General features: G+C 66.0%; 16 protein-coding genes. 1 reads left to right on the top strand and 15 read right to left on the bottom strand.

The window, feature by feature from the left end:
- Positions 1-21: 21 nt before the first annotated feature.
- From V5F68_RS06895 to V5F68_RS06840, 12 genes are all read right to left on the bottom strand, one after another.
- The gene (locus tag V5F68_RS06895) at positions 22-735 is read right to left on the bottom strand and encodes a GntR family transcriptional regulator (RefSeq protein ID WP_394013900.1); all 714 of its coding nucleotides are present in this window, start codon (positions 733-735) and stop codon (positions 22-24) included.
- A gap of 54 nt (positions 736-789) precedes the next feature.
- Positions 790-1,188, bottom strand: a complete 399-nt coding sequence (gene hpxZ, locus V5F68_RS06890) for an oxalurate catabolism protein HpxZ (RefSeq protein ID WP_394013899.1) — start codon at positions 1,186-1,188, stop codon at positions 790-792.
- 8 nt (positions 1,189-1,196) lie between these two features.
- The gene (locus V5F68_RS06885) at positions 1,197-2,624 is read right to left on the bottom strand and encodes an AtzE family amidohydrolase (protein WP_394013898.1); all 1,428 of its coding nucleotides are present in this window, start codon (positions 2,622-2,624) and stop codon (positions 1,197-1,199) included.
- Positions 2,621-2,836, bottom strand: a complete 216-nt coding sequence (locus V5F68_RS06880) for an AtzG-like protein (protein ID WP_394013897.1) — start codon at positions 2,834-2,836, stop codon at positions 2,621-2,623. The genes V5F68_RS06885 and V5F68_RS06880 overlap by 4 nt, the downstream gene beginning before the upstream one ends.
- 9 nt (positions 2,837-2,845) lie before the next feature.
- The gene (locus tag V5F68_RS06875; protein WP_394013998.1) at positions 2,846-4,663 is read right to left on the bottom strand and encodes a dipeptide ABC transporter ATP-binding protein; all 1,818 of its coding nucleotides are present in this window, start codon (positions 4,661-4,663) and stop codon (positions 2,846-2,848) included.
- Between the two features lie 29 nt (positions 4,664-4,692).
- Positions 4,693-5,589 (bottom strand): ABC transporter permease, encoded by an 897-nt coding sequence (locus V5F68_RS06870; protein WP_394013896.1) that lies wholly within the window; start codon positions 5,587-5,589, stop codon positions 4,693-4,695.
- On the bottom strand, positions 5,586-6,599 hold the full coding sequence (locus tag V5F68_RS06865; RefSeq protein ID WP_348846327.1) for an ABC transporter permease: 1,014 nt from the start codon (positions 6,597-6,599) through the stop codon (positions 5,586-5,588). The genes V5F68_RS06870 and V5F68_RS06865 overlap by 4 nt, the downstream gene beginning before the upstream one ends.
- Before the next feature lie 206 nt (positions 6,600-6,805).
- Positions 6,806-8,428, bottom strand: coding sequence for an ABC transporter substrate-binding protein (locus V5F68_RS06860; RefSeq protein WP_394013894.1), 1,623 nt, complete (start codon positions 8,426-8,428; stop codon positions 6,806-6,808).
- Positions 8,429-8,722: 294 nt separating this feature from the next.
- Positions 8,723-9,544 carry a CDP-diacylglycerol--serine O-phosphatidyltransferase gene (gene pssA, locus V5F68_RS06855; protein ID WP_394013892.1) on the bottom strand — a complete coding sequence of 274 codons (822 nt, stop codon included), beginning with the start codon at positions 9,542-9,544 and terminating at the stop codon, positions 8,723-8,725.
- Between the two features lie 3 nt (positions 9,545-9,547).
- Positions 9,548-10,249 carry a phosphatidylserine decarboxylase gene (locus V5F68_RS06850; protein WP_394013891.1) on the bottom strand — a complete coding sequence of 234 codons (702 nt, stop codon included), beginning with the start codon at positions 10,247-10,249 and terminating at the stop codon, positions 9,548-9,550.
- Positions 10,250-10,893: 644 nt separating this feature from the next.
- Positions 10,894-12,867 (bottom strand): ABCB family ABC transporter ATP-binding protein/permease, encoded by a 1,974-nt coding sequence (locus V5F68_RS06845; protein WP_394013890.1) that lies wholly within the window; start codon positions 12,865-12,867, stop codon positions 10,894-10,896.
- 10 nt (positions 12,868-12,877) lie between these two features.
- Complete coding sequence (locus V5F68_RS06840; RefSeq protein ID WP_348846321.1) at positions 12,878-13,222, bottom strand: ArsR/SmtB family transcription factor; 345 nt, start codon at positions 13,220-13,222, stop codon at positions 12,878-12,880.
- A 159-nt stretch (positions 13,223-13,381) separates the two neighbouring features.
- Here V5F68_RS06840 and V5F68_RS06835 point away from each other — a divergent pair, with 159 nt between their 5' ends.
- Positions 13,382-13,987, top strand: coding sequence for an LOG family protein (locus V5F68_RS06835; RefSeq protein WP_394013889.1), 606 nt, complete (start codon positions 13,382-13,384; stop codon positions 13,985-13,987).
- A 30-nt stretch (positions 13,988-14,017) separates the two neighbouring features.
- Here the strand turns inward: V5F68_RS06835 and cimA are convergent, their stop codons facing one another.
- From cimA to cysS, 3 genes are read right to left on the bottom strand one after another with little or no spacing between them, the layout of a single operon-like run.
- Positions 14,018-15,667: a citramalate synthase gene (cimA, locus tag V5F68_RS06830; RefSeq protein WP_394013888.1), complete on the bottom strand. Its 1,650-nt coding sequence runs from the start codon at positions 15,665-15,667 to the stop codon at positions 14,018-14,020.
- Positions 15,664-16,194, bottom strand: coding sequence for a GNAT family N-acetyltransferase (locus V5F68_RS06825; protein WP_394013887.1), 531 nt, complete (start codon positions 16,192-16,194; stop codon positions 15,664-15,666). The genes cimA and V5F68_RS06825 overlap by 4 nt, the downstream gene beginning before the upstream one ends.
- Positions 16,194-17,582, bottom strand: a complete 1,389-nt coding sequence (cysS, locus tag V5F68_RS06820) for a cysteine--tRNA ligase (RefSeq protein WP_394013886.1) — start codon at positions 17,580-17,582, stop codon at positions 16,194-16,196. Before cysS ends, V5F68_RS06825 begins: the two co-directional genes overlap by 1 nt.
- Positions 17,583-17,798 lie beyond the last annotated feature (216 nt).

The raw sequence follows: 17,798 nt of genomic DNA, 5'->3' as shown, positions 1-17,798 counted from the left end.
TGAGGCCGCCAGGCTGCGGCCTCACACGCTTTCCGCGTAGCGCTCATACGCGATCTCGACCGTAATGATGTGGGCGCGCATGGCGTTCGCAGCCTCCGCCTTGTCGCCGCGCAGTATGGCCGTCACCACTTGGTCATGCTCCGCATAGGAGAGCGCGAGGCGGCCGAGATTGCGGAACTGCGCCCGCCGGAAGGGCTGCAGCCGGGCGCGCGTCGCAAGCGTGATCTCGGCGAGATAATCATTGTGCGCCCCGCCATACAGGAAGGTATGGAAGCGCTCGTTCAGGAAGCTGTAATTGGTTTCGTCGCCCCTGCGCGTCAGGTCGGCCAGATCCGCATGGATGGCTTGTAATTGGCCGCGCTCCGTCCGCGTCATATGCAGCGCGCACAGCCCGGCGCACAGAGCCTCTAGCTCGGCCATGACGTCAAACATGCCCCGCAACCGCTCAAAGCTCGGCTTCGCCACCAAAGCGCTGCGATGGGGCCGGGTCTCCACAAGGCCCGAGGCGGCAAGATCGCGAATGACCTCACGCACCGGCGTGCGGGAGACGCCGTAGCGGCGGGCGATCTCCATCTCCTCCAGCGGGGTCCCGGGTGCGATGCGGCCCCCCACGATGTCGTCGGCGATCTGCAGCCGCAATTCCTCGGTGCGCGTCACACTCCTCGTCTGGGCGCGGCGCCGACGGGGCCGCGCGACGCGCGCAGCCGCCTCGGTGGAGGATGCTGGAAAGGTCATGACACGACGCTACCGGATTCGTGGGACACGGGGAAAAGATCTTGCCTGAGGCAATCAGGGCGCATCGTCGGGCGGCCGGGGAATGCTGCTGACATGAGCCGCCACCACCTTCCAACCGTGAGGAAAACGCACCCAGCTCTGCTGCTGGCGTCCGATCTGCCCCGGCGTGGAATCGCGTGCGAACAGAGTCGAGGCGATGGCGAAATCCCGGCCATAAGTGGTGATGACGGTGCCGCTGAGCGTGCGCGTGAGCCCGGCAGGCGAGCGGGCCCGGCGGAACGCACGGATGGCGTCCATGCCGTAGAGATTCTCCCCGCCGCCGTATCGAATGGTGCGTGGATCGTCAAAGAACAGGTCTTCCAGCGCCGGCACATCATTTTCAACCAGCGCAGCCTCGTAGCGCGCGAAGGCTTCGGCGACCTCGGCCACGACTTCGGGGATATCGATCTCCATGCGCGCTCCTAAAGCGATGCGACAGGCGCGCGGGCGATGCCGCGGGCTTCGAGTTCATAGGCGACCCGCAGCGCGAGATCCTCGCGCCACGGCGGTGCGATGACCTGCACGGCGAGGGGAAGTCCGTCGTCGAGCCACACGGGCACCGCCGCCACCGGCAGGCCGATGAAGGAAATCGGCTGGGTGAAAAGACCGAGATTGGGGCGCACCGGCAAGGTGATCCCATCAAGAACGAAGGTCTTCTGGCCGAGCTTGGGCGCGCGCGTCGGGGTCGCCGGGGCGAGCAGGATGTCCACATTTTCGAAAAGGGCCAGCATCTGCGCGCGGAAATGGCGGCGGAAGCGCTGCGCTGCTGTGGTCCAGGCCGCGGGTATGGCAAGCCCGGCGATCAGCCGGTCCCGAACGGCGGGGTCGTAATCCTGCGGGCGGGTGCGCAGCCGTTCGGCATGGAGCGCCGCCCCGTCCGCGGCCGTGATGATATAGGCCGAGGCACGGGCGCGCGCCGCGTCCGGAATATCAATGGTGCGCGTGGCGCCCAGCGCCTGCGCCACCTTGTCCACCACCGCCAGGGCTTCCGGCATGGCGCGCTGGCGGAAATAGCCGCCGGCGACCGCGATGCGCAGCCCGCCGATCCCTTGCTTCAGGCTCGGAAACGCCGGTTCCACCGGCTGATCGGCGACCGCGGGATCATCGCCATCCGCGCCCTGCATGGCGTCATAAGCGAGCGCGAGATCCGCCGCAGAGCGGGCGAACGGCCCGAGATGATCGAAGGCGCACACGAACGGAAAGCTGCGGGCGCGCGAGAGCCGACCATAAGTGGGCTTTAGCCCGAAAATGCCACACAAGGACGACGGTACGCGGATCGAGCCGTTGGTGTCCGAGCCGAGCGCGAGAGGCACCTCGCCCGCGGCGATAGCCGCACCGGAACCGCCTGAGGAGCCTCCCGTCATATGGTCGAGCGCATGGGGATTGCGCGAGGCGCCGTCATGGACATTCTCGCCGGTGAAATCATAGGCGTATTCGCCCATATTCAACCCACCCACAAGCACCGCGCCCGCAGCCTCCAGCCGCTCCACAAGCGTGGCATCGCGGGTGGCGGGCGGCAGTTCTCGATTGATCTTCGAGCCGGCACGGGTGGGCAGCCCGGTAATGTCGAACAGATTCTTCACGGCGAACGGTACGCCCGCGAGCGGACCCAGGGCTTCCCCCTTCGCGCGCGCGGCGTCCAGGGCATCGGCACGGGCGCGGGCACGGGCCGCCACCACGTCGGTAAAGGCGTTCACCTTGGGGTCGAGCGCGGCGATGCGCGCGAGCGCGGCCTCGACCACTGCTCGAGCGGTGACCGTTCCGGCGGCGACGGCGGCGGCGATTTCGGCGGCGGTTGCGGATGCGGACAGCACGCCCGCCGTCGCCTTGGGATCGAGGGCGAGGTTCATGGGCGATACACCGGGGCAGGATCGAACTCATCGCCGAGATCGAGGCCGCGCACCAGATTGGCCGCGTCCGCGATCAGCCGCAGGTTGACCAGGGCTTCCTTCCGCCAGTCCGGCTCGATCTTCAGCGCGAAGGCTTCGATCGCGCCATCCAGCATGAGCTCCAGCGCCCCGTCGGACACGGCGGGAATGGTCCTTTCGACAGGATGGGACATATCAGCTCCCTAAGCCGGAGGATGGGGAATGGCGGCGATCAGTTCGCGCGTATAGGCGGCCTTGGGAGCTTCCAGCACCTGCTCGGATGTCCCCTCCTCCACCATCTTGCCCTGGCGCATGACGATGACCCGGTCGCACAACAGACGCACCACGTGCAGATCGTGGGAGACGAAGAGATAGCTCATGCCGAGCGTCTGCTTCAGTTCTTCCAGAAGGTTCAGCACCACCGCCTGCACGGACACGTCAAGGGCGGCGGTGGGTTCGTCCAAAATCACCAGGTCCGGCTTAAGGGCGATGGCGCGGGCGATGCCGACGCGGGCCTTCTGCCCGCCGGACAGCTGGTGGGGGAAGCGGTCCAGCAGGTCCAGGGGTAGGCCGGCCATTGTGGCCAGTTCCTCCACCTTGGCACGCATCTGCGCCGCGCCGCGAATGCCGAACTTCTCGCCCATGCGCAGCAGCGGATCGGCGATAGCGCGCGCCGCCGTGTAGCGGGGATTGAGACTATCGGTCGGATCCTGAAACACCATCTGGATGCGCCGGCGTATGGGATGGTGCGCGAATTCCTTCGCAGGGATCGCGCCGATGTCCGTGCCGTCAAAGGTGATCTTGCCCGACGTGGCATCGATCAGCCGCATGACAATGGTGGAGGTGGTGGACTTGCCGCATCCGCTCTCGCCAACGAGTCCGACGCTCTCTCCCTTCTTCACCTCGAACGAGAGCCCGTCCACGGCACGGAAGATGGCGTCCTCGAGTGGCGCCTTCTTGCCCATCAGGCCGGCGAAGACTCCGGTCGGGACACCCTGGCGCGGGTATTCCTTCAGGAGGTTTTCCACCTTGAGGAGAGGCATTCCCGATATGCCCTTTTCCCCGGCGGGGTGAGCTGCGGGTATCGCCGATGAAACCGGATCCCCCTCTCCCGCCGCCCGCGGCACCGCACTCTCGCCTTTGGTGAGAAGTGGAGAAACAACGGGCACCTCCGGCAACAGATCGCTCAGGGCAATCCCCGGCCGCGGCGTCGCACGCACCAATTTCTGCGTATAGGGATGCTGCGGGGCGCGGAAAACCTGTTCCGCCGGGGCGGTTTCCACCACCTTGCCCTTCTCCATCACCACCACCGTGTCGCAATAGGTGGCGGCAAGGCCGAGATCGTGGGTGATGAGGATGGTCGACATGCCCCGCGCCCGCGTCAGCTCGGTCACGAGGTCCATCACCGCCTTCTGGGTGGTCACGTCGAGGCCGGTGGTGGGCTCGTCGGCGATCAGCAATTGCGGCTGGCAGGCGAGCGCGAGCGCGATCACGATGCGCTGGCACATGCCGCCCGACAGCTCGAACGGATAGGCGTGATAGCGCTCCTCGGGCCGGGCGATGCGCACCTGCTCCAGGATTTCGATCACCTTGGCCTTCACATTGCGCGGCTCGGCCTGAAGGTGGTGCAGCAGCACGTCGCCGATCTGGTCGCCGACCTTGCGGATCGGGTTCAACGCCGCGCGCGGGTTCTGGAAGATCATGGAGATCTCCCGCCCGCGCAGGTCGCGCATGGTGCGTTCCGTGGCGTTGGCGACGTCGATGCCGGAGAAGGTGATGGTGCCTTCCGCGATCCGCCCCGCCCGGTCAAGGATGCGCATCAGGGTGTAGGATGTCACGGACTTGCCGGATCCGCTCTCGCCCACGATGCCCACCGTCTCGCCTTTGCGGACGGTCAGGTCCACTTGCTTGACCGCCGTCACGATGCCCTTGCGGGTGGCGAACTCCACCGTGAGGTGATGCACCTCCAGCAGCGGGCCGCGCGCGTCCTCGGTGGGGGCTGGGGTAGAGGCCTGCGTCATATCGATCGCACCATGCATGGCACGCCCCCTCAGGTGCGGCGCTGGGGATCGACGATGTCGCGCAGACCGTCACCCAGCAGGTTGAAGCAGAACACAGCAAACATCAGCGCAAGGCCGGGAAACAGCGCGATCCACCATTCGCCGGAAACGATGAAGGCCGAGCCTTCCGCCACCATGATCCCCCATTCGGGGGTGGGCGGCCGCACGCCGAGGCCGATGAAGGACAGGCCGGCGGCGTTGAGGATGGCGTAGCCCATGGTCAGCGACATCTGCACCATCATGATGGGCAGGATGTTGGGCAGGATCTGGGTCAGCATGATGCGCCATTCGCTGTTGCCGGTGAGCCGCGCCGCCTGGATGAAGCCCGACTGGCGGCGGATCGCCGCCTCCGCCCGCGCGACGCGGGCATAGAGCGGGAAATTGATGATGGCGGTGGCAATCACGATATTGGTCACCGTGTTGCCCAGCGCCGCGACAATGCCCATGGCCAGCACGAACAGCGGGAAGGCCATGATGGTATCGGAGATGCGGCCGACGATCCGGTCCGTCCAGCCGCCGAAGAAGCCGGCCGCGATGCCGGCGATGCCGCCCGCCGCGAACACCAGGGCCACCGAGAAGATGGCGATGCCCATGTCCAGCCGGGTCGCGACGATCACGCGGGAGAACATGTCGCGGCCGAGCTGGTCGGTGCCGAACCAATGGGCCCAGGAGGGCGCCTGGAGCGCCGCCTTGGTGTCGCTCGCGAGCGGATCGTACGGCACGATATAGGGACCGATGGCTGCCGCCAGGATCAGCACAAGGAACATGCCGAAGGCGAGGCCCGTGACCGGATTCTCCGAGATCACATATTTCGCATGGCGCAGCGTTGCGGCGAGGCCGCTCGACGAAGATGCCGATCCGCGATCGGCCGGGTTGGCGAGGGTCATGCTTCGCTCCGTGCGCGCGGATCGATGACGCCGTAGGCGAGGTCGATCACGAGATTGAGGACGATGTAGAGAACGGCCATGGCGAGCACGAAGCCCTGCACAGGTGCGTAATCCGAGGAGATCAGCGCCTCGACCGCATAGGAGCCGATGCCCGGCCAGGCGAACACCTTCTCCACCAGCACATTGGCGCCGAGCAGGAAGGAGAACACCATGCCGAGCGTGGTGATCACCGGCAGCATGGCATTGCGGAAGGCATAGACCATGATGACCTTGTAGGGCGTCAACCCCGCGGCGCGCGCCGTGCGCACGAATTCCGACGACAGCACCGAGAGCATGGAGGCGCGCGTGATGCGGGCGATCGGCGCAAGGGCGAAGATGGCGAGCGTTACCGTCGGAATCGCCAATTGGGCGGCGGCTGAGCGGAACGTCTCGAAATCCCCGGCGATCAGGCTGTCGATGAGATAGAAGCCGGTGACCGTGGGCGGCGCCGTGTAGAACACATCCAGCCGCCCGAGCGGCGCCGGCGCCCAGCCGAGCTTGAAATAGAACACATAGACCAGCAGCAGGCCGGTGAAGAACACAGGCAGAGACACGCCGGCGGTGGTGATCACGCGGCAGGCATGATCAATCCAGGTGCCCTGCCTGACCGCCGCCATGATGCCGAACGGAATGGCAATGGCGAGTGCCAGGATGAGCCCCGAGAGCGTGAGTTCGGCGGAGGCGGGCAGGCGGCTCGCGATCTCGCTCGCCACCGGCTGGCCGGTGGAGAGCGAGGAGCCGAGATCGCCTTTCGCCAGCGCGGAGACATAGTCGACGAACTGCACGGGCAGCGGCTTGTCGAGGCCGAGCTTGGTGCGGATTTCGGCGATGGCCTGGGGGGTGGCGGCAGGACCGGCGAAATAGGCTGCGGCATCCCCCGGCAGCACGCGGGTAAGCATGAAGGTCACGATCACCACGCCGATCAGGCTCGGGATCGCGGTGGCGATGCGGCTGGCGATGAGCTTCAACATCACAGCTTCCTTTCAGCTGGTGCGGGACACGCGCCCGCCCGCGATGCTCCCTTTCCACCCTCCCTGAAAAACGGGAGAGAGACCGCACCTGCGCCTTTGAATCGGATCCCCTGCCTCTGCACCGAAGAAGTCCCTCTCCCCAATTGGGAGAGGGCGAGGGTCAGGGGACCGCCGTAGGCGAGGGAGTCGCGCGGACGACGAAACCTTCAGCTCTTCACGAACGAGCGATAGTCCAGCCGGCGGTGGAACCAGTATTCGTAGCCGGTGACGTTCTTCTGCATCGCGATGTTTACATAAGGCTGGTAGAGCGGGATGCGGGGCACATCGGCAAACGCGAGGTCGATCATGCCCTTCACGTCGGCATCGTAGGCAACCTTATCGCCGTTCGCCGCCGCAGCGCGGGCGCCGTCGATAAAGGCATCCATCGCTGCCGACTTGTAGCTCATGGTGTTGAACACGGAATTTTGCCCGTGGTAGCACCAGAAAAAGAAGTATTCTGGATAATCCAGCCAGCCGGAAAACACATTTGTGAAGAGCGGCAGCTCTTTCTTGTTCAGCTCCGTGCGCCAATTGGCGCCGGGGATCTTGTTGATCGTGGTCTTGATGCCGAGTTCCTGCAGGTTCTCCTGCAGCAGCACGCACAAGGGCTCGTTCACGCCGGCGAAGCCGAGGTCGAACGAAATGGTGGTCTCGAGCCCGTTGGGATAGCCGGCCTCGGTCAGCAATTGCTTGGCCTTTGCGAGATCCGTCGTGAACGGCGCTGGCTGCGGCCACACCGCCTGGCTCACACCGCCTGGAGCTGCACCAAACATCGGCTTGCCGAGGCCGAACAGAACCGCATCCATGATCTTCTGATAGGGGATGGCATAGGCGATCGCCTGGCGCACCTTCAGATTGTCGAAGGGCGGCTTGGTGACGTTCATGCCGATATATTGCAGGCCGTTGGAATATGGCGTGGAGATGATGGTCAGCTTGCCGCTGTCCTTCAGCTCGACGAAGTCCTTGTTGGGCAGGTCATAGGAGATATCCGCGTCGCCGCGCTCCAGCAGCGCGCGACGATTGCCGGCGGAGGGCACCATGCGCCAGATCACCCGCTTGATCTTGGGCATCGGGCCGCCGACCCATTTCTCGTTGCGCTCGAACACCACTTCGGTGCCGGGGGTCCATTTGGTGACCTTGTATGCGCCGGAGCCGACGGTGTTCTGCTTGGCATATTCCAGGGCCCAGGGATCCTGCGCCGTCGCGTTCTTCTTCAGCAGTTCGGAATTCATCACGCACGGTACCACCACCGCCAGATCGGGGATGGTGAGGCGATCCTTGCGCAGGAAATCGACACGGAAGGTGTGATCATCCACCACCACGAACTGCTCCGGCTTCTCCAGCGAGCCGGCCTTCATCTGGAAGGTGGGGAAGCCGCCGACGCTGACCGCCCGGTCCATGGACCATTTCACGTCCTTGGCCGTCACCGGGGTGCCGTCCTGGAAAGTGGCGTTTTTCTTCAGCTTGAAGGTCGCCGACATGTCGCCGAGAGTCATGTCCTCGGCCAGTTCGCCCTCGATCTTCTCGCGGTCGTAATAGGGCGTGCCGTTCACGTCCTTCATGGGATGGGTGATCAGGCGATCGTAGCAATTCCAGCTGACTTCATAGCCGGGCACATTGGTGCCGACGCCCTGGACGTCGAGATTGTTCGGCCCGCTCTCGGAGACGATCAGCAAGGTTTCCGAACGCGCCTGGGCCTGCGCGGAAGAGAACACCGCAGGTGCCGCAACCCCGGCCGCGCCGGCGGTGGCAGTTACGGAAGCCGTTTTGATAAACTCGCGACGATTCATGCCTTCGATCCCCATCTGAGAAAGCGTCCCTACGCTCTCTCATTCAAGGGATGTGCCAATTGCATACCGTTTTTGAGTTATCTTTTAATTTCAAATTATTAAGCAATAAAATTAGCCGTTAGGCTGGCGCTTACCAGGGGCCATTTGCCCTTAAATTAGGCACATGTGGCGTCATTGCATGCATTTGCACATGAGCACGAATATACGAATATTCTACAAATAGCATCATGCCCGCACAACGGGATGTGCCGCGCGACGTGGGGTCGCGCGGCGGATGCTACCACGATGGGAGAGTCAGGTTGGGGGCGGGGCGGCCTCGGTTTCCGCAATATGGGCCGCCATCAGGCGGCGGTAGCGCAGGAACGAGAAGGGCAGGAAGCCGAGGTACAAAAGGCTGCACACGGCGAGCACGGTCCAGGGGTAGCTGGCAAGGAGGCCGACGAACATCGCCACCACCACGAACAGCGGCAGCACCATGTCCCGCCGCACGCGCTTGCCCAGCGTCTTGCCGGAATAGGCCGGCACCTTGGAGATCATGAGCAGGCCGATGCACAGGCAATAGACCAGCGCCACCGGGGCCGTGGCGGCGCCGCGGGGCAGGCCGAGCAGGTCCAGATAGACCGGCAGCAGCGCCACGATGGCGCCGGCCGGCGCGGGGATGCCGGTGAAGAAGTCCGCCGCGAAGGCCGGGCGGTTGGGGTCGTCCAGCATCACGTTGAAACGCGCAAGGCGCAGCGCCGCGCAGATGGCGAAGATCAGCACCACCAGCCAGCCGATGGAGCCCACCATGTCGAGGCCCCACAGATAAAGGATCAGGGCCGGGGCGCAGCCGAAATTGACGAAGTCGGCGAGGCTGTCCAGCTCTGCGCCGAAGCGGGAGGTGCCCTTCAGGGCCCGCGCCAGCCGGCCGTCGACCCCGTCGAGGATGGCGGCGAAGACGATCGCCGCAAGCGCCAGTTCCAGCCGCCCCTCGATGGCCATGCGCACCGCCGTGAGGCCGGAGCACAAAGCCAGCAAGGTCACGAGGTTCGGCAGCAGAACGCGCACCGGGATCTTGCCCAGGCGCCAGACCTGCGGCGTGCCCTGCGGATCGAGGGGGGGAAGGGAGGCGGCCATTGCTCAGCTCACGCGATAGGCGGTGTCGCGCACGCCCGGCGCGGCGAAATCGGCGATCACGGTCTCGCCCGCCGTGGTCAGCTGGCCTTCCGCCACCTGCACCCGCGTGCCGACCGGCAGATACACATCCACCCGCGAGCCGAAGCGGATCAGGCCGAAGCGCTCGCCCGCGCCCAATTCCTCGCCCTCGCGCACGAAACACACGATGCGCCGGGCGATCAGACCGGCGATTTGCACGCAGCCGATGGGGCCGGCGGCGGTGCGGAACACGACGCCGTTGCGCTCATTGTCCTCGCTCGCCTTGTCGAGGTCGGCATTGAGGAAGATGCCCGGCTTGTAGGCCACGCGTTCGATGCGGCCGGAAACCGGCGCGCGATTCACGTGCACGTTGAACACGTTCATGAAGATCGACACGCGCAGCAGGGGGGTATCGGAAAGGTCCAGCTCGCGCGGCGGAACGGCCAGCGAGATCTGCGACACCGTGCCGTCGGCGGGGGCGACCACGAGCCCTTCGCGCAACGGGGTCACGCGCGGCGGATCGCGGAAGAACAGGGTCGTCCAAAGGGCGAGCCCCAGCGCGATCATGCCGAAGAAGGTGGAGACCATCAGCAAACCGAGGGCGATCACCACCGCGATGGCGATGAAGGGATAGCCTTCGCGATGGATGGGAACGAGGCTCTTGCGGACGGACGCGACGATGGACACTCAAGTCTCCGGATCAGGCCGCGCGTTCGGGGCGCGGAGAAAACAGGTAGTCACCCCCTGCCCCGCCGTCAAATGGCGATCGTGCGGCGCCCGCCCGCCGTGGGCCGCCGGGAGCGGGCGGGGGAAGGTGCCGAAATTTTTTGGCGCGGGCGTTTTTCAGGTCATTGCGCGCGCATCTGGGGGCCGGATGCTGACGGTGATCCAGTCCCGGCGCGGCGTTCCGCAAAATGTTTCACGTGAAACCAAGAACTTGCGGCGGACGAACAGGGGTGTCGTGAGACGTCTCCGCAGCTTTTCGCCGCATGACACTGCCATTTCGGCAAACGTTTCGGCGCGGAGTTCGGCAACCCGCGCGGGGAGATTGGCCAGACCTATTTCGCGCTCGGATCGGTGTGGAGCGGTGAGGCAGAGCCTCAAAATTGGGCAGTCGGTGTCGATGGAGCGGGAGCCCCCCCACCCGCCCGCTGCGCGGGCGGCCTTTCCCCGGCGGGAGGTCAGTTACGGCGGGCGGCATCCGGAGAAGCCCCCTCCCGCCCGGGAAAAGTGAGGTCCATGCGGCATCCCGCAATCCCCCTCTCCCCGCCGGGGAGAGGGTTGGGGTGAGGGCGCAGCGCTGCCGGAAAACGCGGCCCGGCCAGCCGCCCTCAGGCGGCTGAACTCGCCTCGTCCTCGTGATGGTCCACCAGCCGCACCGCCGGCACGGCATCCTTGTCGAGCACCGGCACGTCGCTTTCCTGCGCGGCGGCGAGCTTTTCGCGGGCGTCGTCCGCTTCGCGCTGGCGGCGCCAGAGCGCGGCGTAAAGACCGCCCTTGGCCAGAAGCTCGGCATGGCTGCCGCGCTCAGCCACCGTGCCCTGCGACAGAACCAGGATTTCGTCGGCGCCGATCACGGTGGACAAGCGATGGGCGATCACCAGCGTCGTGCGCCCTTCGGAAACCCGCTCCAGCGCGTTCTGGATTTCCTTCTCGGTGTGGCTGTCCAGCGCCGATGTGGCTTCGTCCAGCAGCAGGATGGGCGGGGCTTTCAGGATGGTGCGGGCGATGGCGACGCGCTGCTTCTCGCCGCCGGAAAGCTTCAGCCCGCGCTCGCCCACCTCGGTCTTGTAGCCCTTGGGCATGGCGCGGATGAAGGGATCGATCTGGGCGAGCTTGGCCGCCTCCTCCACCTCCGCCTCGGAGGCGTCCTGCCGGCCATAGCGGATGTTGTAGGCGATGGTGTCGTTGAACAGCACGGTATCCTGCGGGACCATGCCGATGGCGGCGCGCAGGCTCTCCTGCGTCACGTCGCGAATGTCCTGCCCGTCGATGGTGATGCGCCCGCTCTTCACGTCGTAGAAGCGGAACATGAGGCGCGAAATGGTGCTCTTGCCGGCGCCCGACGGCCCGACGATGGCCACCGTGCGGCCCGCCGGCACCTCGAAGGAAATGCCCTTCAGGATTTCGCGGTCGTTCTCGTAGGAGAAGCGCACATTCTCGAAGCGCACCGTGCCGCCATTCACCTGGAGCGCGCCGGCGTCCGGCTTGTCCTCGATTTCGGGATCGCGCGAGAGCACGGCGAACATCGCCTCGATATCGACAATGGCCTGCTTGATCTCGCGATAGATCATGCCGAGGAAGTTCAGCGGCTGGTACAGCTGGATCATCATGGCATTGACCATGACGAAGCCGCCCAGGCTCTGCCGGCCGGAGCGCACATCGAATGCCGCCAGCACCATGGTGGAGGTGAGCCCCAGGGTGAAGATCGCCGCCTGTCCCGCGTTCAGCCATGCCAGCGAGGTGAAGGTGCGCACGGTGGCGTTCTCATAGCGCGCGACCGAGCGGTCATAGCGCTGGGTTTCCCAGCGCTCGGCGCCGAAATATTTCACGGTCTCGTAATTGAGCAGGCTGTCCACGGCCTTGGTGTTGGCCTCGGTGTCGCTCTCATTCATGTCGCGGCGGATTTGAATGCGCCATTCGCTCGCGGCATAGGTGAACCAAGTGTAGAGCCCCACCGTCACCGCTACGACGGCCACATAGCGCCAGTCGAAGACGAAGGCGAGCACCACCAGCACCAGCACCATTTCCAGCACGGTCGGCGCCAATTGGAGCACCAGCATGCGCACGATGGTCTCGATGCCCTCGCGCGCCCGCTCCAGCACGCGGGTCAGCCCGCCGGTCTTGCGCTCCAGATGGAAGCGCAGGGACAGCGCGTGCATGTGTTCGAATGTCTGGAGCGCCAGCTTGCGCACCGCATGCAGCGCCACCTTGGCGAAGATGCCGTCGCGCAATTGGGTGATGCCGGCCATGACCAGGCGCGCGCCGCCATAGGCGAGCGTGAGCAGCACCGGCGCCGCCAGGAACCAGGCGATATCGATGTCGCCTTGCCCGTCCGGCCGGGTAGTGAGCGCGTCGGTCGCCCATTTGAAGAAGAACGGCACCGCCATGGTGGCGAGCTTGGCGAGCACGATCAGCGCGCTGGTCGCCACCACCCGCGCCTTGAGATCGGCGCGATCCTGTGGCCAGAGATAGGGCCACAAAGCGGCGACGGTTTTCGTCAGGGCGCCGCCGGCGGCCGCAACCGCCTTGAAGGCGCCGCGTGCAGTCTCCCGCGAGGCGCGGGCCGTTGAAGAATCGGACATCAAAACCTACTTATTCTTGAAGCGCTGCCGTGCGCGCGGCATCGCCCGCCGAAGCGAGCGCGGCGAACAGGCCATCGAGGCGGCCGCGCAAGGCGCTCAGCGCCGCGTGGTCAATGCAGTAGCAGGATCGCGGACCGTCCAGCGTGGCGCGCACCAAGCCCGCTTCCGCGAGAACCTTTATGTGTTGCGACACGGTCGATTGCGCCAGGGGGAGACCGGCGACGATTTCCCCGCACACGCAAGCCTCATGGCGCGCGAGGGTTTCGAGCACCTTGAGGCGCGCGGGATGGGCGAGCGCCCGCAATTGCAGCGCAAGCTGCTCCGATTCGGCCGAGGAAGGGAAAGCATCAATCATCGGCCATCGGCGATAAACGATGATCTGAACCAAAACAAGGCGAGGTCGTTGTTTTCTCCCGCGTCACGAATTCGTCGCGGCGCATCATCAATTTGAAGGAGCCGGCGGGTAACGTCGGCCATGTGACATACAGTGAACAAACATATCAAAGCAGGCCCCATGGCACGTATCGAAAGCGTGTGCGTCTATTGCGGTTCGTCCCCGGGCTCGGACCCGATCTTCCTTGAGGAAGCCCGCCTGTTCGGCGAAATCCTCGCCCGCAACGGGGTGCGCCTCGTCTATGGCGGCGGCGGCGTGGGGCTGATGGGGGAAGTCGCGACCGCCGTGGCGCGCAATGGCGGGGAGGTCACGGGCATCATCCCGCAATTCCTGATCTCCCGCGAACGCGCCTTCGATCATGGCGGCGAACTCGTCGTCACCACCGACATGCACGAGCGCAAGAAGCTGATGTTCGAGCGCGCGGATGCCTTCGTCGCCCTGCCGGGCGGGGTCGGCACGCTGGAAGAATTGGTGGAGCAGCTCACTTGGGCCCAGCTCGGCCAGCATCGCAAGCCGATCCTGGTGGCGAACATCGCCGGCTTCTGGGACCCGTTCCTGTCGCTGCTCGACCATATGCGGGCGAACGCCTTCATCCGGGGAACGGCGCCGGTGAACCTGCTGGTGGCGGAAGACGCCGGGCAGATCCTGCCCATGCTCCAGGCCGCCGCGGCCGGGGTGAAGGAAGCCGACATCCACGCCGCGAGCACGGCCATCCAGGGCATGTGAGCGCCAAAAATTCGCGCCGGCCTGGGACGTTCAGCCCCGCGCCGCCGGCGCGCCGGCCTGGATCAGCTTCCAGGTGATGGAATCCAGCAGGGCCTCGAACGAAGCGTCGATGATGTTGGGCGAGACGCCGACCGTGGCCCAGCGCGCGCCGGTCTCGTCCGCGCTCTCGATCAGCACCCGTGTCACCGCGCCCGTGCCGCCATCGAGGATGCGCACGCGATAATCGGTGAGCCGCAGCCCGGCGATATAGGGCTGGTACTTGCCGAGATCCTTGCGCAGGGCGAGGTCGAGCGCGTTCACGGGGCCGTTGCCCTCGGCGGCGGAGATCAGGGTCTCCTCGTCCACCTTCACCTTCACGACCGCCTCGGCCACGGTGGCAAGCTCGCCGCGCGCGTTATAGCGGCGCTCCACCTGCACGGAAAAACGCTCCACGAAGAAGAAGTCCGGCACCGAGCCGAGCATGCGCCGCGCCAGCAGGGCGAAGGAGGCGTCCGCCGCCTCATAGGCATAACCGAGGTGCTCGCGCTGCTTCACCTCATCCAGCAGCCGCACGAGGCGCGGGTCCTGCTTGTCCACATCGACGCCGAGCCGCTCCAGCTCCGCCAGCACGTTGGAGCGGCCCGCCTGGTCGGACACCAGCACCTTGCGCCGGTTGCCCACCTTTTCCGGCGGGACGTGCTCGTAGGTGGTTGGGTCCTTCATCAGCGCCGAGGCATGGATGCCCGCCTTGGTGGCGAACGCGCTCTCGCCCACATAGGGGGCATGGCGGTTCGGCGCACGGTTCAGCATTTCGTCGAGATGGCGTGAGACCGGGGCAATTTCCGTCAGCGCTCCAGCGGTCGCGCCGAGATCGAACCGGCTCGCGAACGGCGCCTTCAGCGCCAGGGTCGGGATGAGCGAGCACAGATTGGCATTGCCGCAGCGCTCCCCGAGCCCGTTCAGCGTGCCCTGGATCTGCCGCGCGCCGGCGAGCACGGCGGCCAAAGAATTGGCCACCGCCTGCTCGGTGTCGTTATGGGCGTGGATGCCGACATGATCGCCCGGCACGACGGACGTGACGGCGCCGACGATCTGCGAGACCTCATGCGGCAGGGTGCCGCCATTGGTGTCGCACAGCACCACCCAGCGCGCGCCCGCCTCATAGGCCGCGCGGGCGCAGGCCAGGGCAAAGTCCGGCTTCTCCTTGTAGCCGTCGAAGAAGTGCTCGCAATCCACCAGCGCCTCGCGCCCGGCGGCCACCACCGCCGCAACGCTCTCGCGGATCGAGGCGAGATTCTCCTCTTCGCTGGTCTCCAGCGCCACCCGCACCTGGAAGGCGGAGGCCTTGGCGACCAGGCACACCGCGTCCGCCTGGGCCGCCACCAGCGCGGCAATGCCGGGGTCGTTGGATGCCGAGCGCCCGGCCCGCTTGGTCATGCCGAAGGCGGCGATCTTCGCCCGCGCGGGGCGCTTTTCCGCGAACAGCGCGGTGTCGGCGGGATTGGCGCCCGGGTATCCAGCCTCGGCATAATCGATGCCGAGCCGGTCCAGCAGGCCAATGACCGTGAGCTTGTCGGCCAGGGTGAAATCGACGCCCTGGGTCTGCGCCCCGTCGCGCAAGGTGGTGTCATAGAGATAAAGGCGTTCGCGCGCCGGCTCCGGCGCGGCCTGCGGGGCGGAAGCCGCGACGGCGTCGGTCATGACGACTTGGCTTTCAGCTCCGGCAAGGTCTTCTGCATGGTGGTGTTGCCGAGCCACGCATTGCCGAGCGGCACCGTATTGCGCCGCTGGGGCACGTAGCCGCGCCGGGCGAAGAAGCGCTGCGCCGTGTCGCTGGCGTCCACCGTCAGAGTTTCCTTGCCGCGCGCCTTGGCGATGGTCTCCGCCGCCTCGCACAGCAGCGTGCCGACGCCCTTCCCCGCGACGCCCGGATGCACATAGAGCATGTCGATCAGCTCATCGCCCTTGAGCGCGATGAAGCCCACCGGCGTGCCGCCCATGGTGGCCACCAGGGTCAGCTCCGCCGCGAGGCGGGCGCCGAAGGCCGCCTCGTCGTCGGCCGCGCCGATCCAGGCTTCCTGCTGGTCGGTGTCGTAATCCTCGCCGGTCAGTTCCTCCACCGAGGCGCGGAACAGCGCCGCCAGCGTTTCGGTATCCGAGGGCAGCAGCGGCCGCAGGGCCGGGCGCGGCAGGGCATCGGCGGCTTCGGAATCGGGGGTCTTTGCCATCACCGCGTCACCTCCCAGGAGGTGGTTCCGTCCTTGCCGTCCATCAACACCACGCCCTTCGCGGCCAATTGCTCGCGGATATGATCCGCCGCGGCGAAGTCGCGGGCCTTGCGCGCCGCGTTGCGGGCGGCAATCAATTCCTCGACCATGGCGGGGTCCACCGCCGCGTCCTGGGCCTGGCGGGCGCGCCACTCGCTCTCCGTCTCCTGCAGCAGGCCCATGAGATTGGCCGCCGCCTTGAACCGCCGCTTCAACGCCGAGGAGGAATCCACATCCTCCGCGACCTCGGCGAGATGATGCAGATGGGTGATGGCGGACGGAGAGTTCAGGTCATCCCCCAGCCGCTCGGCGATCTCCGCCTCGAACGGATTTTCGCCCTCGCTCTCCGCCGGCTCGTCGCCGATGATGCGATACCATTTGTCCAGCGTCTTGGCGGCAAAGCCGATGCCCTGCCGGGTCCAGTTGATGGGCTGGCGATAATGGGTGGAGAGCATGGCGAGGCGCAGCACCTCGCCCGGCCAGTCGTTCAGCAATTCGCGGATGGTGACGAAATTGCCCAGCGACTTGGACATCTTCTCGCCTTCCAGCATCAGGAAGCCGTTGTGCATCCACACCCGCGCCATCACGCCGCTGTCGAACGCGCAGCGCGTCTGCGCGATCTCGTTCTCATGGTGGGGAAACACGAGATCGATGCCGCCGCCATGGATGTCGAACGTCTCGCCGAGATGCTTCCACGACATGGCCGAGCACTCGATGTGCCAGCCCGGACGGCCCGGCACGGCGATGCCGCAGGGCGACTCCCAGCCCGGCACGCCCTCCGCGCTCGGCTTCCACAGCACGAAGTCCATGGCATCGCGCTTGTAGGGGGCCACATCCACGCGCGCGCCGGCGATCATCTCGTCCAGCGGGCGGCGCGAGAGGCGGCCGTAATCCGGCATGGCCGGCACGTTGAACAGAACGTGATCCTCCGCCACATAAGCGTGGCCGGACGCCACCAGCCGCTCGATGAGGATCTTCATCTCCGCGATATGCTCGGTGGCGCGCGGCTCGACCGTGGGACGCAGGCAGCCGAGTTCCGTCGTGTCCTTGCGGAACCAGTCGTAGGTCTCCTCGGTCAAATCGCGGATCGATATGGCGCGCTCGGCGGCGCGCGCATTGATCTTGTCGTCCACGTCGGTGATGTTGCGCACATAGGTCACCTGCCGCTCGCCATAGAGGCGCCGCAGCAGGCGGAACAGCACGTCGAACACGATCACCGGCCGCGCATTGCCGATGTGGGCGTGGTCATAGACCGTGGGGCCGCACACATACATCCGCACATTGGCGGGATCGATGGGCCGGAACGGGTCTTTCGACCGGGTCAGGGTGTTGTAGAGCCGCAGCTCCATGGATCGTGTGCTCCCTTTGGACCTATTGGACGCGCAGGCGCCGCTCCGGGCCGGCCGGGGCGTCCAAACTCCTCAAGAGGGGTGCAGCATAGGACGGCCGCGGCCAGCTATTCGGGCTAACCGCAGATAATCGACAGGTGGGCGCGCGGGCGCGCTGAAATCTGGCCGTTCATGGCGCGGGACAATGGGAGGCGATCACGCAAGCGTCAAGCCGAT

Source organism: Roseixanthobacter pseudopolyaromaticivorans (genome assembly GCF_043195145.2).
Taxonomy (GTDB): Bacteria; Pseudomonadota; Alphaproteobacteria; order Rhizobiales; family Xanthobacteraceae; genus NCEH01.
Note: the sequence above shows the minus strand (reverse complement) of the source record. Positions and strands in the feature narration are given on the sequence as shown.

Coding starts and splice junctions, on each gene's coding strand:
- V5F68_RS06860 (WP_394013894.1), bottom strand. CDS start 8,428: ATGAATCGTCGCGAGTTTATCAAAACGGCTTCCGTAACTGCCACCGCC.
- V5F68_RS06845 (WP_394013890.1), bottom strand. CDS start 12,867: ATGTCCGATTCTTCAACGGCCCGCGCCTCGCGGGAGACTGCACGCGGC.
- V5F68_RS06880 (WP_394013897.1), bottom strand. CDS start 2,836: ATGTCCCATCCTGTCGAAAGGACCATTCCCGCCGTGTCCGACGGGGCG.
- V5F68_RS06870 (WP_394013896.1), bottom strand. CDS start 5,589: ATGACCCTCGCCAACCCGGCCGATCGCGGATCGGCATCTTCGTCGAGC.
- V5F68_RS06840 (WP_348846321.1), bottom strand. CDS start 13,222: ATGATTGATGCTTTCCCTTCCTCGGCCGAATCGGAGCAGCTTGCGCTG.
- V5F68_RS06865 (WP_348846327.1), bottom strand. CDS start 6,599: ATGTTGAAGCTCATCGCCAGCCGCATCGCCACCGCGATCCCGAGCCTG.
- V5F68_RS06825 (WP_394013887.1), bottom strand. CDS start 16,194: ATGGCAAAGACCCCCGATTCCGAAGCCGCCGATGCCCTGCCGCGCCCG.
- cimA (WP_394013888.1), bottom strand. CDS start 15,667: ATGACCGACGCCGTCGCGGCTTCCGCCCCGCAGGCCGCGCCGGAGCCG.
- V5F68_RS06885 (WP_394013898.1), bottom strand. CDS start 2,624: ATGAACCTCGCCCTCGATCCCAAGGCGACGGCGGGCGTGCTGTCCGCA.
- V5F68_RS06895 (WP_394013900.1), bottom strand. CDS start 735: ATGACCTTTCCAGCATCCTCCACCGAGGCGGCTGCGCGCGTCGCGCGG.
- pssA (WP_394013892.1), bottom strand. CDS start 9,544: ATGGCCGCCTCCCTTCCCCCCCTCGATCCGCAGGGCACGCCGCAGGTC.
- cysS (WP_394013886.1), bottom strand. CDS start 17,582: ATGGAGCTGCGGCTCTACAACACCCTGACCCGGTCGAAAGACCCGTTC.
- V5F68_RS06875 (WP_394013998.1), bottom strand. CDS start 4,663: ATGACGCAGGCCTCTACCCCAGCCCCCACCGAGGACGCGCGCGGCCCG.
- hpxZ (WP_394013899.1), bottom strand. CDS start 1,188: ATGGAGATCGATATCCCCGAAGTCGTGGCCGAGGTCGCCGAAGCCTTC.
- V5F68_RS06835 (WP_394013889.1), top strand. CDS start 13,382: ATGGCACGTATCGAAAGCGTGTGCGTCTATTGCGGTTCGTCCCCGGGC.